Annotated in this window: 15 protein-coding genes; 8 read left to right on the top strand and 7 right to left on the bottom strand. The window is 38.3% G+C overall.

Annotated elements, in window-relative coordinates; all coding sequences use genetic code 11:
• Window positions 1-160 precede the first annotated feature (160 nt).
• On the top strand, window positions 161-634 hold the full coding sequence (locus H4J61_RS10930; protein WP_182136915.1) for an Hsp20 family protein: 474 nt from the start codon (window positions 161-163) through the stop codon (window positions 632-634).
• A 447-nt stretch (window positions 635-1,081) separates the two neighbouring features.
• Here H4J61_RS10930 and H4J61_RS10925 read toward each other — a convergent pair whose 3' ends face one another.
• The gene (locus H4J61_RS10925; protein ID WP_182185060.1) at window positions 1,082-2,419 is read right to left on the bottom strand and encodes an amidohydrolase; all 1,338 of its coding nucleotides are present in this window, start codon (window positions 2,417-2,419) and stop codon (window positions 1,082-1,084) included.
• 424 nt (window positions 2,420-2,843) lie between these two features.
• Between H4J61_RS10925 and H4J61_RS10920 the strand changes: the two genes are divergently transcribed.
• A complete protein-coding gene (locus H4J61_RS10920) occupies window positions 2,844-3,032 on the top strand; it encodes a hypothetical protein (RefSeq protein ID WP_182185059.1) in 189 nt (62 codons plus the stop codon).
• Window positions 3,033-3,196: 164 nt separating this feature from the next.
• Window positions 3,197-4,606, top strand: coding sequence for an NAD(P)/FAD-dependent oxidoreductase (locus H4J61_RS10915; protein ID WP_182185058.1), 1,410 nt, complete (start codon window positions 3,197-3,199; stop codon window positions 4,604-4,606).
• Window positions 4,607-4,887: 281 nt separating this feature from the next.
• Here the strand turns inward: H4J61_RS10915 and H4J61_RS10910 are convergent, their stop codons facing one another.
• The 3 genes from H4J61_RS10910 to H4J61_RS10900 all read right to left on the bottom strand — a co-directional run bounded on the left by H4J61_RS10910 (window position 4,888) and on the right by H4J61_RS10900 (window position 6,448).
• Window positions 4,888-5,280 (bottom strand): MGMT family protein, encoded by a 393-nt coding sequence (locus tag H4J61_RS10910; protein WP_220461241.1) that lies wholly within the window; start codon window positions 5,278-5,280, stop codon window positions 4,888-4,890.
• Window positions 5,274-5,939, bottom strand: a complete 666-nt coding sequence (locus H4J61_RS10905; protein WP_182185057.1) for an SDR family oxidoreductase — start codon at window positions 5,937-5,939, stop codon at window positions 5,274-5,276. Before H4J61_RS10905 ends, H4J61_RS10910 begins: the two co-directional genes overlap by 7 nt.
• Window positions 5,940-6,070: 131 nt before the next feature.
• Window positions 6,071-6,448, bottom strand: coding sequence for a hypothetical protein (locus H4J61_RS10900; RefSeq protein ID WP_182185056.1), 378 nt, complete (start codon window positions 6,446-6,448; stop codon window positions 6,071-6,073).
• A 608-nt stretch (window positions 6,449-7,056) separates the two neighbouring features.
• On the opposite strand from H4J61_RS10900, the gene H4J61_RS10895 reads away from it, so the two are divergent.
• The 4 genes from H4J61_RS10895 to H4J61_RS10880 all read left to right on the top strand — a co-directional run bounded on the left by H4J61_RS10895 (window position 7,057) and on the right by H4J61_RS10880 (window position 9,785).
• The gene (locus H4J61_RS10895; protein WP_182185055.1) at window positions 7,057-8,022 is read left to right on the top strand and encodes a tRNA-dihydrouridine synthase; all 966 of its coding nucleotides are present in this window, start codon (window positions 7,057-7,059) and stop codon (window positions 8,020-8,022) included.
• 155 nt (window positions 8,023-8,177) lie between these two features.
• Window positions 8,178-9,155 carry a methylenetetrahydrofolate reductase gene (locus tag H4J61_RS10890; protein ID WP_182185054.1) on the top strand — a complete coding sequence of 326 codons (978 nt, stop codon included), beginning with the start codon at window positions 8,178-8,180 and terminating at the stop codon, window positions 9,153-9,155.
• Window positions 9,156-9,236: 81 nt separating this feature from the next.
• Window positions 9,237-9,479 (top strand): hypothetical protein, encoded by a 243-nt coding sequence (locus H4J61_RS10885; RefSeq protein WP_182185053.1) that lies wholly within the window; start codon window positions 9,237-9,239, stop codon window positions 9,477-9,479.
• A gap of 102 nt (window positions 9,480-9,581) precedes the next feature.
• Entirely contained in the window at window positions 9,582-9,785 is a 204-nt protein-coding gene (locus H4J61_RS10880; RefSeq protein ID WP_182136923.1) for a hypothetical protein, read from the top strand.
• Between the two features lie 239 nt (window positions 9,786-10,024).
• Here H4J61_RS10880 and H4J61_RS10875 read toward each other — a convergent pair whose 3' ends face one another.
• From H4J61_RS10875 to H4J61_RS10865, 3 genes are all read right to left on the bottom strand, one after another.
• Window positions 10,025-10,414, bottom strand: a complete 390-nt coding sequence (locus H4J61_RS10875) for an acyl-CoA thioesterase (RefSeq protein ID WP_182185052.1) — start codon at window positions 10,412-10,414, stop codon at window positions 10,025-10,027.
• A gap of 66 nt (window positions 10,415-10,480) precedes the next feature.
• Window positions 10,481-11,551: a beta-ketoacyl-ACP synthase 3 gene (locus tag H4J61_RS10870; protein WP_182185051.1), complete on the bottom strand. Its 1,071-nt coding sequence runs from the start codon at window positions 11,549-11,551 to the stop codon at window positions 10,481-10,483.
• A 338-nt stretch (window positions 11,552-11,889) separates the two neighbouring features.
• Window positions 11,890-12,504 carry a DsbA family protein gene (locus H4J61_RS10865; RefSeq protein ID WP_182185050.1) on the bottom strand — a complete coding sequence of 205 codons (615 nt, stop codon included), beginning with the start codon at window positions 12,502-12,504 and terminating at the stop codon, window positions 11,890-11,892.
• A gap of 328 nt (window positions 12,505-12,832) precedes the next feature.
• Between H4J61_RS10865 and H4J61_RS10860 the strand changes: the two genes are divergently transcribed.
• Window positions 12,833-13,108 carry a hypothetical protein gene (locus H4J61_RS10860; protein WP_182185049.1) on the top strand — a complete coding sequence of 92 codons (276 nt, stop codon included), beginning with the start codon at window positions 12,833-12,835 and terminating at the stop codon, window positions 13,106-13,108.
• Window positions 13,109-13,835 lie beyond the last annotated feature (727 nt).

Here is a 13,835-nt window from a genome sequence, read left to right as displayed (position 1 = left end):
GATAGGGTCTACATTAACCGCCTGTTCAATATTGAAAGGCACAATTAAACTCTGTAAACGTTTAATTTCAGTTGTCACAATTCGCAGCTTTAGCTGGTTTTAGCATCAGAAATATATTTACAGAGACAACATATTGCTAAACTTAAATAGGATATGAATTATGCGTACAGCTACAGATTTCAGCCCACTTTACCGCTCATTTATCGGATTCGATCACTTAGCCGGATTAATTGACAAAGCATCAAGGGCAGATAAACAACCTTCTTACCCTCCGTATAACGTAGAGTTACTGGCGGAAGATCAATACCGTATAACCATGGCAATCGCTGGCTTTGCTGAACAAGAACTCGACATTGAATCAAAGCAAGACACACTCATAGTTACTGGTACAAAAAGCGCTAGCGACAGTAATAAAGAGCGTAAGTATTTGCATCAAGGTATTGCTGATCGCAACTTTGAACGTAAGTTTCAATTAGGCGAGCATGTTAAAGTCATTGGTGCGTTTATAGAGCATGGCTTACTGTCTATAGATTTAGAACGAGAAATACCGGAAGCGCTAAAGCCAAGAAAAATTGCGATTAACGGCAAAAGCTTATTACAACAACGTAATGCCAATGTAATAGAAAAAAATTAACCCCTTTGTTTAAATAGTTTCTCCCTGTTGTTTTGCCCAGTCTGTGACTGGGCTTTTTTATAAATGAAATACGGTTAAAGACTGATCTCAGCTAATAAAGTTCATGTTTAGCATCAACTTATACGTCTTTTAATTCACCTACTTTTTCATGAGAAATAATGGCTTAATACTAGGTATAAAATTTAGTCAGGCGTTATGCTAGTTATCAATTTTATCACTCTGTATTTTTTCATTTTATCCCTTAAAAATGAACAGCTAATTAATCAACTTGCTCTTACATACTGTTCATAAACACGACTTGACCAGGAAAATCAGCACAAAGGTCGTTGCTATTTTATTATCACTAAAGCGATATCAATATAATCCGCGCTAACGATTAAATTTATTGTGATACTAAACCATTTACTTTTCAGTATCACAATAAAGACACGTTAAGGGCTAGGCTTGTTATTTCGCCATAACATCAAGTAGCGCATATACCGTAGCTTCAACACCTGATTTAATTGCGGGCTCAGGGGTTATTTTAAATTGCGGACTATGATGACTTGGCACGGCCGCGCCACCGGCTTGTGCACGCTCAAAATCAGCTTTTGGCGTGCCGCCTACTTTAAAATAAACGCTAGGAATATAAGGCTGTGTGGTAAAAAAGCCAAAATCTTCTGCGCCCATACCCGTTTCTGCCGGCTCTAATAGCGCGTCAGCACCCATTTTTTCGCTTAATACGTTTTTCAAACGCTTAGCCAACTTTTTATCATTAAAGGTCGGTGGATAAGCGAATTCACTGACCACTACTTCTGGTAATTTATCTTCTGGTACACCTGCAGTGCGTGCTGTACCAATAGCAACACGCTTAATTGCTGATAGTAACTGCTCACGTACCTCTGGTGTTAAACTACGTACTGTTAACTGCAACTTAGCTTCATCTGAAATAATATTATGCTTAGTACCGGCATGAAATGAGCCCACTGTGATAACACCCGCATAACGAGGTGCTAACTCACGACTAATAATCGTTTGTAAGTTATTCACAATTTGCGCACCGATCACGACAGGATCTTTACCTTGATGTGGTGAAGCACCATGAGCACCAATACCATGTACCCTAATATCAACCGTATCCGCACCGGCATAAGGTGAGCCTTCGTCTACAATTATCTTACCCGCTTCTGAATTAGCGGTAACATGAAAAGCAAAAGCATAATCTGGTTGACCAAAACGCTGCCATAAATTATCTGCCATCATTGCAGACGCTCCTGGACCCTTTTCTTCTGCAGGTTGCCCTATAAGCATTAAAGTACCTGACCATTTATCTTTATTTTCAGCCATATAGCGGCCAGTTCCCACTAGGCTCGTCATATGAACATCATGACCACAAGCATGCATAACGCCAACAGTTTCGTCATTCCAATTCTGCATTTTAACGGTTGAGGCATTAGCTAAGCCTGACTGCTCAACTACCGGCAAACCGTCCATATCGGCTCGTACCATGACCATTGGGCCTTCGCCATTTTTCATTATCGCGACAATACCTGTGCCACCAACACCTTGAGTAACCTCATAACCCACAGTACTCAATTCTTGCGCTAAACGTTTTGCTGTTTTAGTTTCCATTAATGATAATTCAGGATTACGATGAAAATGATCCCATAATGGTGCTAAGTGCTGTTGATAGTCTTTTGCAATATCGTTAGCCGTGTCTTGTTCAAAGGCTAAAACGTTAGTCGTCACAAAAGACGAGATTGTGAGTGCTGACGCAATTAAGATTGCTAGTGTTTTACGCTTCATTTTCAACTCCATAGATTGTCCAAATATCATCCCATTTTTATAACGAATCACTTTAAAATCTTGATGACTTTATTGTTATAGCAAACAGAGCGGGTATGTAACTTACTCTACCTAGGGTAATTATCAATGTCTTGCTGTTTTCGCTAATCTGCCTAGATTCAACGACAGGCAACCTTAATTTCTAACCATTTATGTCTAATTATTATCTTATTCTTGTTGGTAATTAAAGCGACCGCTGACTGTACAAAGCTCAGTCATATCGAGTCTTTAACCACCCTTTCGCTTAACGAATATGCGCTTAATAACACATTTGTTTACTTCTTGATTTATGAGCCTCGGGGATAAGATTTTTTTAACAACAACTAAAGCTTAATTAACCGACAAAAATTTAACCTAACAGCAGCAGAAAGAATCTACTTTTTTTATGAAAAAAGTTACTGATATTAAATTTTTTATTGTGCTCAATATTATGCTGAAAGTTAAATTCAATCTTACTCATGCTACCCACAATATTGAGTTATCATTGCATAAACGCCAAGTCGATATTGCCTGCTGGTACAAGGGTAAATACCTCAACAGCAGTTCAGGTGCTATGGCTGGCTGTTTTGTATAACAAAGCCACATTGAAAATACCCAAGTTAAGCGCTTTGCGGGTTGAATTTTGAGTGTTAGCACTGATGGGCGCACAACTTATGTTATTTGTGTTACGCCCGTGTCGTTATACAATAATGTTCAAAATATTTACCATTTTGTCAGAATATTAAAGGAATTCATCTAATGTCAGTCAGAGAGCAAATAACCATTGCCGGTGCCGGCCCCGTTGGTACTCTACTTGCCGTGCTTTTAGCTCGACAAGGTTATGCCGTTAATTTATTTGAATCGCGACCTGACTCACGTAATCATAATATTTATCAGGGTAAGTCGATTAACATTGCTTTGTCTGATCGGGGCTGGCTGGCATTAGCAGTTGTTGGTATTGAAGCAGAGATTAAGCAACATGCCATTGCTATGCATAAGCGCGTAATGCATGCCATTGATGGCACGATTACCGAACAAGCATATGGTCAAAAGGATCAAGCTATTTGGTCGGTTTCTCGTTCAGGCATTAATGAGCAGCTACTCGATTTAGCTGAGCAAGAGCCCTTAATAAACGTGAGATTTGAACAACGTTTAGTTGATCTTGATTTTAACGATGCCAGTGCTAGCTTTAGCCATGATCATAAGCTTGAAAAAATATCAGCAGATATTTTATTTGGTGCCGATGGCGCTTTCTCAAAAGTGCGCCGCCTAGCACAAGACACGCCAGGTTTTAGTTCTAGCCAATCTTATATGCCACAAAGCTATATTGAATTAAACATTCCAGCCAATGATGATGGTTCATTTAAAATAGCCAAAAATGCCTTACATATTTGGCCACGTAAAACCTTTATGCTGATTGCCTTACCTAACCCTGACGGTTCTTTCACTTGCACTTTATTTCTAGACGCTGAAGGTGAGGTTTCATTTTCTTCATTAACACACCGCGCTGAGGTGACTGCGTTTTTTACAGAAAATTTTGCCGATGCACTCCCTTTAATGGAAAATCCGATAGATGACTTTCTCAATAAAACCGCCAGCCCATTATTTCTGCTTAATATTGACCCTTGGGTTATCAATAATACTGTCGCGTTAATTGGTGATTCAGCTCATGCCATGGTGCCTTTTTATGGTCAAGGCATGAATTGTGGTTTTGAAGATTGTCGAGTATTAAACGAATTAATTACTGAATATCAGCAAGACTGGTCAAAAATATTTCCAGCTTATCAAGTGGCTAGAAAAATCAATGCGGATGCCATTAGTGAGTTAGCAAAACGAAATTTTGTTGAAATGAGTGAGTTATCAGGTCAGGCAAGGTTTTTATTACAGAAAAAAATAGAAGCAGAATTTCATCAACGCCATCCTGCACTTTGGACTCCGCTATATACTATGGTGACCTTTTCGCCCTTACTGCCTTATTCTCAGGCCTTAGCTCTGGGTGATATTCAGCAAGAGATTATGCAGAAAATAATGCAAATTCCCAATATCGAAAAATGTTGGCAAGCCGACTTTGTTTATGAAAAGTTGTGGCAGTTAGCCCAAGCAGCATTTGGCGCTGGCCATACTGATTTAGTTAACCAGAAAAATTTAACCAACTATGGTAAAGGCTAAAGCAGGTTCGACAAGGGCAATGCTAATCATACCAACGCAAAGAAAAAATCCGCTAGCGAAACAAGATAACTGGCGGTCCTTTTCATCATAAAACCAGTAAGGCTGGGGATAATTATCAGGCACTGAAGACAATACTCATCAGGGGTTAGCTGCTTAAAAATAGCCGTTAAAGGTGAGATTTATTCTTCAGTCGCTTGCAGTTCTTAGCCATTTATAACTCAGCGCGATAAAGCAGCTTAGATTCATTAGTTAACTCAGCTGCTTTTAATTGTAGACAATAGCTAATGCGCTAAAACAAACAACAATTCTGCTAAATCAGGTTGCCATTGAAAGTCTTTTAATTTGATACGCGCTCCTATAACCACCACTAGCTCAGCTTGCAGTAAGTCACGTTGTCGAGCAAAATTCTCGCTACCGGCTGCAAATGAAATTCTACCTTGAGCATTAATCACCCGATACCAAGGCACGGTTTGCCCGTGCCAACCGTTAGTTGGCACAGCAGCTAACGCTTTACCTACTAACCGAGCGCGGCCAGGTAAACCGGCTAGATCAGCAATTTGGCCATAGCAAGCGACTTTCCCCGCAGGAATAGCCAGAACAGTTTGCCAAATTTTTATATGCTTGCTACTAAACGGTTTACCAACATTTGAGCGTATAGTGTTCTTTATTACCAAGGCAAAACACTACCATTAGAGTGTTTAAAAATACCACTTTGTGCCAAGGTTAATTGATTAATTAATTCAACTAGCTTTTTAGCCGCATCACTCGCGCTAATATCACCACCATAATTAACCATCTCTGTTTGGACATAACCAGGATGATATATACCAACAGCCACTTTATTACTGGCAAGGTCATGACTCAACGACATGGCGGCCGCATTTAAAGCCGCCTTTGACATTCTGTAACCATAACGACCACCTGAGTCATTATCGGCAATAGAGCCCATTCTTGAGGTGATAAGTGCTACTTTTGCTCCTTGGTTAAGCTGCTTTTGCAAACTAGCAACCACTCTTAGCGGTGCTAAAGCATTGACTTCGAACTGCTCTCGTATCGTGCTTAAATTGAGATTGGCTAAACTTTCATCCCTTAAAATACCTGCATTACACACCAATACATCAATGTCGATATGCTTTAATCCAGAGACCATATTTGCTATACCCAAATCACTTGTTACATCGATATCTTCGATGATATTGACATCAAGCGCGGTTAACTCAACTGAAGTTTTTCGACACAGCGCAAAAACACGATCTCCTTGTGCCTTAAAGTGCATACACATGGCTAAACCTATGCCTCTATTCGCACCGGTAATCACAATATTATTCTTCATTGACTATCCTTATAGTTAAACGTTTTCATTGATATTAAATCATTAAAACTAAAAAACCACTCAGTGAGTGGTTTTTAATATGCTATCAAGCTTATTGGCTAAACGTTAGACTTATTAACTAAGCGGTGCGCTTATTCGCCACACTTGCCTTCTTTAGCTTTTGTAGCTTTACCTTCACCACATTTGCCTTCGCCACATTTACCTTTGGCTTTGGTCTTCATTTTACTTTCGCCACACTTGCCTTCAGTTTTAGCTTTGCCTTCGCCACACTTACCTTCGGTTTTAGCTTTGCCTTCACCACACTTACCTTCGGTTTTAGCTTTGGCTTTACCTTCACCACATTTGCCTTCGCCGCACTTACCATTCTCGTGACCGTCAGCAGACACTATAGTCATGACATTTTGCACAGCAAATGGGTTAGTTTCTGCTTGCACTGGCATTGTTGCCGCAACAGTTAATACAAATAAGCCTAATAAAGCCGCAATTGAAGATTTTTTAATTAATTTCATTATATTTTCCTTTTAATTTTTTATGTAGATACTACATCTACTAGGTACAGCTATTAACAAAGACCATACTGGATGTGAATAAATTTCAAGCGCTGTAAATTTTTACATTAATTTAAAGAAATTTTGTATCTACAACAACGTTGAGATTAGCTTTATCAACATGAAACCACAAGTAAAAAAACTCACCTATTTAACTGCCGCATTAGCCACTTTCGATCGTAAAATGTAGTTAATATGATTGATTATCATTCTGTCTTTGTCGAAAAAAGTACATAAACATAGGATAAGCTCACTTAACTTTACTAACGCCATTTAATTTTTTAGCACAAAACCACATTAGCTCTGAGTCATTTTCCGGTGGAACCCTAATTTTTTGAGCAATTTTTAACACTAAAAAATAGAAGATAAATAAGTAGCCTGCTATTTATTTTTAGTTGTTATGGTGCGCTTAATGTTATTATTGCCAGATGATTACCCTTGGGTAAATCAACATTAATGGCAGCTAAAGCGCGTTGCCTGTTGAGAACACAGCTTGCTCTCAGCATAAGATATTTAATAAAACACCATTGAATAACGTCTACCGCCTCAAATATTACAGCTAATAACGTATGCATACCCCAATAGAAACCAAAGTAAAAAAAATAATCCTAGCACCTATGGAAGGTGTTGCCGATGAGTTAATGCGTAAAACACTGACATCTTTGAATAATTATGATTTTTGTATAACAGAATTTATTCGTATTGTTGACGCCTTAATGCCTGAGCATGTTTTTAGAAGAATGTGTCCTGAACTAGAGAATGGCTGTAGAACTCAAAGTGGTACACCTTTGAGAATTCAGTTACTCGGCCAAGAGCCCGATTGGATGGCTGAAAATGCGGTCAGGGCATTAGACATGGGATCGCACGGTATTGATGTTAATTTTGGTTGCCCAGCTAAAACCGTTAACAAAAGTAAAGGTGGCGCTGTTTTGCTGAACGAGCCAGAAAAAATCTACCAAATAATGGCTAAAATGAGAGCCGCCATTGGCCTTGATGCAACTTTATCAGCGAAAATTAGGCTAGGCTTTAACGATGCGTCAAAGCTAGATGAAATTGTTAGTGCAATCGAGTCAGCTCAAGTTGACCAATTAACCATTCATGCTCGCACCAAGCAAGATGGCTACCGACCTCCGGCTTACTGGCACTTTATTGGCCAAATAAGACAAAAATACGCTATTGAGATATTTGCTAACGGTGAAATTTGGAGTAAAAGTGACGCGGCTAACTGTATAACTCAGAGCCAAACACCCAACCTAATGCTGGGGCGTGGCGCATTAGCCCTACCCAACTTAGCCAATGTGATTAAGTTTGATGAAAAACCTATGCCTTGGTCTGAACTAAGCTTGTTGTTAATAAGTAATAGTGAATTTGACTTAAAAGGTAATAAAAGCTTTTATTTTTCAAGTCGTTTAAAGCAATGGTTGCGTTATTTAAAATTACAATACCCACAAGCAGATACCTTATTTAACAATATCAAACGATTAAAAGATAAAGATGAAATTCTTCATCAAATAGATATCGCCGCATCGATATAGAAAATCAAGCTAACGTACTAAACCCGCTGCCTTATCAACATTAGCTATAATGTTGATAAAACTATTATTAGACTAACGCAGATTTTTATCATCCAACAAGGTAAGATAATTGTTATTAAAGACCATTAATTTACCTTAAATAAGAAGTAACGATAGTGAAGAACGGTTCAGAGTTAAGAGCACGATATAACGACGTAAATCGTGGTGTCTACTTTATTGGCACAACCCCGCCTAAAAGTGATACACCCATTGAGCAAGTATCAACCATTGCCGATAAATTACTTGAGCGTGTAAGCGACATCGATTTTGACGGTTTAATTGTTTATGACATTCAAAATGAGGATTCACGGACCTCGAAACCACGGCCTTTTCCTTTTAAGTCGACACATGATCCTCGGCTTTACTCTTCACTTTTACAGCAAAAGTCAAACCGGCCGGTAATTACTTACAAGAGTGTCGTGCAATCAAACGGCGATGCGTTTAATCAGTGGGCTAATGAAGCCTGGCATGAATATGGTATTCGCGACATTGTGTTGGTTGGAAGCCCTTCAAGGCAAAATAATATCAGTCTGCCTTTAGGCGAAGCCTATAAAACTTTAGTAAACAATGAAAACAACTTTTTTATTGGCGGTATTACCATTGCTGAGCGCCATGCAAATAAAGGCAACGAACATGTTAAATTAATTGAAAAACACCAGCAAGGTTGCAATTTTTTTATCTCTCAAGCCATTTACAATGCCCAAGCAACCATCGATATGTTGACGCGCTATGCCATTGAATGTCAGCAACAAGGTATAAAGCCACAACGTATTATTTTAACTTTCTCTCCTTGTGGCAGTAAAAAAACCTTAGCGTTTATTGAGTGGTTAGGAGTCAGTGTTCCTGAAGCAACAAGTTTACGCATTTTGAATGCTGAGCGACCATTATACGAATCCATTAGAATTTGTAGCAATACCTTAGTTCAGATACTTGATGCGGTATTACCCTACAAAGTACCTTTAGGGCTTAATATTGAGAGTTTAACCAACCGTAAAGAAGAAATTGACGGTTCAATATTACTTTATAAACTCTTACGTTCAACCATGGATAATTATTTAGCTAAACAAGAGCTCAGTGGACTTTTTACTGATTAATTAAGCATTTTTCTCATCGTTATACGCTATGCTTAATTGAAATATTATTTATTTCAATTACAAGGTAAAGGAGACTTAAATATGTCAGGTACAGCGATGGTTGTGTTAATTGTATTTATTTCAGTTGGCTTTGGGGTGATATTCGACATGTACAAAAAGCATTTAGAATTTAAAACCAAAACCTTAGACCACAACAGCCAAAGTAATGAACAAGCTGTAGCGATGACAAAACAAGTACAAGCACTTGAAGAACGTATGCAAGTGTTAGAAAAAATTGTTACTGATGAAGGCTATAGCGTACAAAAAGAGATTAATAAACTCTAAGCTACAAACTTTAAGCTACAGACTCTAAGCTAAAAAATTTTGCTATTGGTAATTATGACGGTGTGGTGATTATGGTCATGACCAAAAGGATCAAGTGTTAATATGAAATTAATCATGAGAACCGAATTTGAAAACTTACAAAAAAATCCACTTCATGGTTATCAAAGTGATGTAAATGGCGAAAAGCAGGTCGTAAAATTATATCGAAATGATCAACTTATTGCGAAAAAGATCACGCTAAAAAAATCTATTCGATATTTTGCTGTTGATGGCTATCAGCAATTTCTCACTGATGAAACTGAATAAGCACAACAACGGCTAACTATCTGATCAGATAAATACCTAATAAATACAACGCCTGCATCACTATATTGCTATTTACTTCACTTATCGCCTTTTGTGCTTATTTAATATTACCACAGCAAAACCACTAAATAAGGCTACGTTTTATCGCTGCAATAACGAAATAGAGTTGACTGTAGATATGATAAATTATAATGATTTATAAGGCAGGTACTAAGGGTTTTTTAGATTAACCAAACGCATTAACCTTCCAATATTTCAGTTAAAGAAGCCAAGGTTTTACCATGTGGGATCGGTTGTTTTGATTCAGGATCAACCTGAACAAAAACGATATCATCAGCCAAACATATTGTTTTTTTCGTCACCTTATTGCGCATAATGCATGTAATGGTAATCGACGTACTTCCAACCGCTTTAGTTGATAAACCAAACTCAACAATGTCACCTTGTTGTGCCGGCGATTCAAAGTTTATTGCGCCAATATGCTTAGTAACCAAACAGTTTGTTTCTAGTTGGCAAATGGCATATATAGCAGCTTCCTCATCAATCCAAGCTAATGCCCTGCCGCCGAAGAGTGAATTGGCATAATTTAAATCATTAGGCAAAATTAACCGACGAGATAAAAAGCGCATAGGTATCCTTATTATAGCTATCAGCCAACTCAAAGTAGTGTTGGCTGATGAACAAAAATTTATTTTTTACAAAGATTTGCCAGCAATAATGTCTTGAACTAATTCCAAGCCAGACTGCTTACATTCAGGTAAGTCAACATCGGTCGTTGATAAAGCGTGCGTTCTATCACCCCATTTCACCACATGAGCGCTCCATGTTAAACCACCACCAAAGGCCGGAAGCAACACATAAGATTGCTTTGCAATAAAGCCTTCTTCTATCGCTTCGACAAAGGCCACTAAGGTGGTTGCCGCTGACATATTGCCGTATTTATGAATGTTGATAAACACCTTTTCTTTGTCCACTTTAAGACGTTTAACTAGGGTATCAATAATACGTAAATTTGCTTGATGAGGAACAACACTGGCCATTTGGTCAGCACTAAGTTGCGCTTGTGCTAGTGCTTTTTCACAAGCCTGCGCCATACCTGAAACCGCTTTTTTAAATATTTCTGGGCCTAAAAACGCCCAATTAGACTGCCCAAGCAAACGTCCTTTATTGGCATATTTCATGCCCCAACCTTCAACAGCAAGAATATCTCGAGATTCGCCATAACAGCCTAAAGCTTGCGTTATAACGCCAGTTTCTTCTGCACTTTCTTCCAAGTAAAGCGCTGCTGCACCGTCACCAAATAAGACAGCAACATCACGATTACTCCAGTCCATAATGGGCGAAATAGTTTCAGCGCCAATAACCAGCGCTGATTTAACCACGCCACTTTTTATCATAGACGTTGCAACACTTAGGCTATACATGCCACCAGTACAAGCGGTACTAACGTCCATACAAGCGGCATTCTCAGCTCCTAGTAAACGCTGAACATTGGAGGCTGCGTTAGGACAAATCTGATCAAAGGTGGTGCTGCCAAAAACAATCAATTCAACATCTTTGGCAGTTTTACCTGCAGCAGCTAATGCTCGCGCACAGGCAACATGGGCTAACTCACTGACGGTAACATGAGAAATTCTTCGCTCTTTCATGCCGGTGCGAGAAGTTATCCATTGGTCATCTGTTTCTAAAAACGTTGCTAAATCATCATTGGTAAGAATAGCGGGCGGTAAGCATTTGCCCCAACCGGTAATTGCTGCGTATGTCATAGGAAACCTTATTTTGCTGTTATTTTTACTTTTAAAAAGCAAAGAATAGTCTTTTTTTTATAGCCACATCATACTACAAAAAAACAGTATTTTAACGGCTATTTACTGTATTTACATCAAGTTGATTTAAAATTTAGTCAGGCAATATAGACTAGTATGAAATACCTCCTAAAAAGTCAGCGTTTTTACCTCTCCTGCCGTCCTCCTGCTTTCCTCCCTGAAAATTATTTTATTTTTTACAGGAAGGAAACAATGAGAAAACAAGGAGGAAAAACTTAAACCTTTTAGGACAGTTCTATTGATACAAAGTTGAGCAGTTAATTTTAAAAATTTTGAAGCTAAATTTTCGCCATGATTAACGCATAACTATTGCGCCAATCTTTATAATCAATGGGAATATTGATAAGCGATTGGTTGTTAACTAAAACTAACGCAGGAAAACCGTTAATAGGCATCACACTCATTTGGCTGATTTCTTTTTTCAGAGCCTTATCAAGTTGCTGGCTGTTCATTTGTTGCAAAAAATCATTGCCGTCCAAGCCAATTTCAATCGCTAACTTATATAAGGTATCGATATCCGATGGATTTTTGGCCTGTAAATAATAAGCATGCTGAATAGCGGTCAGCATGCTTTGTTCTTTATTGCTGGCTCTTGCGATAAGTGCAGCGCGACAAGCCGGAAAGGTAGAGCGCCTTGGCTGACAATCACGCCAAAAATCAAAATTAAATGCGGTACCAAGTTGCCCAGAGATATTTCGCCAAGTTTGCTGTAAAAAATGTTGCATTTCGTCTGGCATAATTTCATCGCAATCTTGTGCTAAACCACCAAGCCCATAGATAATATCAATATGTGGCGCAAGTTCTTGTTGCAGTCGCTTCCAAGTAGGTGCATAACCCCAACACCAGCTGCACATAGGGTCGTAAATATAATATAAAGTAGAGGCCATATTCATTTTAGATCAGGGAGTTGGGTGTGATAACAACTAGCATACTAACTTCAATCTAACATTTCATTATAAAGCTATTATCTATAGTCTACATTTAGTTAAAACGTTGCAGTAACTTCAATTAAAACCAAGTAAGAAGAAGGTTGTATAACAGATAAATTAAACATTAATAAGTAAATTACATGTTAAAAAATTAGTTGTAACGATAATAATTACTGCCTTAACTTCAGCGTTTAATGCCTCCGCGCTACAAATATCTGAATGCAAGACCAGTGAATGTCTGACTTACTTTAAGTCATTTAAAAAAGCCTAAAATCGTGGCCATAAAAATGCCATGTATAATTTTGCAAAGTTTTATCACTATAGTTTTGGTACTGAAATTGATAAAGCTAGGGTGCTTAATTTTTATAAAAAAGCAGGTATACCTGGGCTAGGCGAAGCAGAATACAGAGCGGGAATGCTACTATTAACTGACGAAGAGATTTATGACTTTGATGATGGTGTAAACTGGTTACAGCGAGCATCGAGAAAGGGCCAGCCAAACGCCGCATTTTTATTAGGACAAAATTTTTTTCAAGGCAAAGATATACTAATGCAGATACTTGGTTGACTAAAGTCCACGAAAGCCACCCTATCAAAATGGCAAGTTGGCTTAAAGAAGCACAGCTAACTGAAGCCTATAATGAAAACAACTTGCCCTCATTGCATAAAGTATTTGAAACAACCCCTCTTAAAAATTTGGACTCTACTTCATCTGACAATATTGAAGTTATAACCGTCACTACAATACATAGAAACTCCCTATTAGGCTATATGTTAACTGAATTTAAAAACGAATTACATCAACAGGAACTCGACTGCCCAATATTACTTGTGACCAAAACCTCGAATGTAATAAAAAGTTGTTAAATGAAATACAGTATTTGGGTTAGTCAATAATAATAGCTATTATCGAAGGTATAAAATGAATTAGGCGAAACTTGATCTTACAAGTTTAATAATGAAGTCTACTAAAATTGACAACTTAGTGCGCACAGAAGAAATAAAGCTGCCATAACTTTCTTATCCTGTGGCGCTAAGGGGGGCAAAGCGCCATAGAAATTTTGCCCTATTAATCTGTTTATACTGTCCCCATTTACGCGCGCTTTCTTCAAAAAGAAAAATCAAAGTTCCTCGCCTACAAAATCGATTTGAATGTTCATGTACTGCTTGGACGATTTCGCTAAGGTGCTTTCGCCCCCGTAACGGCTTACAAACCTACAAATTTTTAGCGAACTAAAAGGCAAAAAGCAAGACACGACCCTATTCACACGTCCGGCTTACCCATTGGCTAAATC

Source organism: Colwellia sp. MB3u-4 (genome assembly GCF_014077065.1).
Taxonomy (GTDB): Bacteria; Pseudomonadota; Gammaproteobacteria; order Enterobacterales; family Alteromonadaceae; genus Cognaticolwellia.
The sequence above is the reverse complement of the archived record's forward strand: the minus strand, read 5'-3'. Positions and strand labels throughout refer to the sequence as shown.

What these genes read in the sequence shown, in the direction of transcription:
- H4J61_RS10930 (WP_182136915.1), top strand. Translation starts at nt 161, where the DNA reads ATGCGTACAGCTACAGATTTCAGCCCACTTTACCGCTCATTTATCGGA.
- H4J61_RS10915 (WP_182185058.1), top strand. Translation starts at nt 3,197, where the DNA reads ATGTCAGTCAGAGAGCAAATAACCATTGCCGGTGCCGGCCCCGTTGGT.
- H4J61_RS10875 (WP_182185052.1), bottom strand. Translation starts at nt 10,414, where the DNA reads ATGCGCTTTTTATCTCGTCGGTTAATTTTGCCTAATGATTTAAATTAT.
- H4J61_RS10860 (WP_182185049.1), top strand. Translation starts at nt 12,833, where the DNA reads ATGTATAATTTTGCAAAGTTTTATCACTATAGTTTTGGTACTGAAATT.
- H4J61_RS10895 (WP_182185055.1), top strand. Translation starts at nt 7,057, where the DNA reads ATGCATACCCCAATAGAAACCAAAGTAAAAAAAATAATCCTAGCACCT.
- H4J61_RS10920 (WP_182185059.1), top strand. Translation starts at nt 2,844, where the DNA reads ATGAAAAAAGTTACTGATATTAAATTTTTTATTGTGCTCAATATTATG.
- H4J61_RS10885 (WP_182185053.1), top strand. Translation starts at nt 9,237, where the DNA reads ATGTCAGGTACAGCGATGGTTGTGTTAATTGTATTTATTTCAGTTGGC.
- H4J61_RS10865 (WP_182185050.1), bottom strand. Translation starts at nt 12,504, where the DNA reads ATGAATATGGCCTCTACTTTATATTATATTTACGACCCTATGTGCAGC.
- H4J61_RS10925 (WP_182185060.1), bottom strand. Translation starts at nt 2,419, where the DNA reads ATGAAGCGTAAAACACTAGCAATCTTAATTGCGTCAGCACTCACAATC.
- H4J61_RS10870 (WP_182185051.1), bottom strand. Translation starts at nt 11,551, where the DNA reads ATGACATACGCAGCAATTACCGGTTGGGGCAAATGCTTACCGCCCGCT.
- H4J61_RS10905 (WP_182185057.1), bottom strand. Translation starts at nt 5,939, where the DNA reads ATGAAGAATAATATTGTGATTACCGGTGCGAATAGAGGCATAGGTTTA.
- H4J61_RS10900 (WP_182185056.1), bottom strand. Translation starts at nt 6,448, where the DNA reads ATGAAATTAATTAAAAAATCTTCAATTGCGGCTTTATTAGGCTTATTT.
- H4J61_RS10880 (WP_182136923.1), top strand. Translation starts at nt 9,582, where the DNA reads ATGAAATTAATCATGAGAACCGAATTTGAAAACTTACAAAAAAATCCA.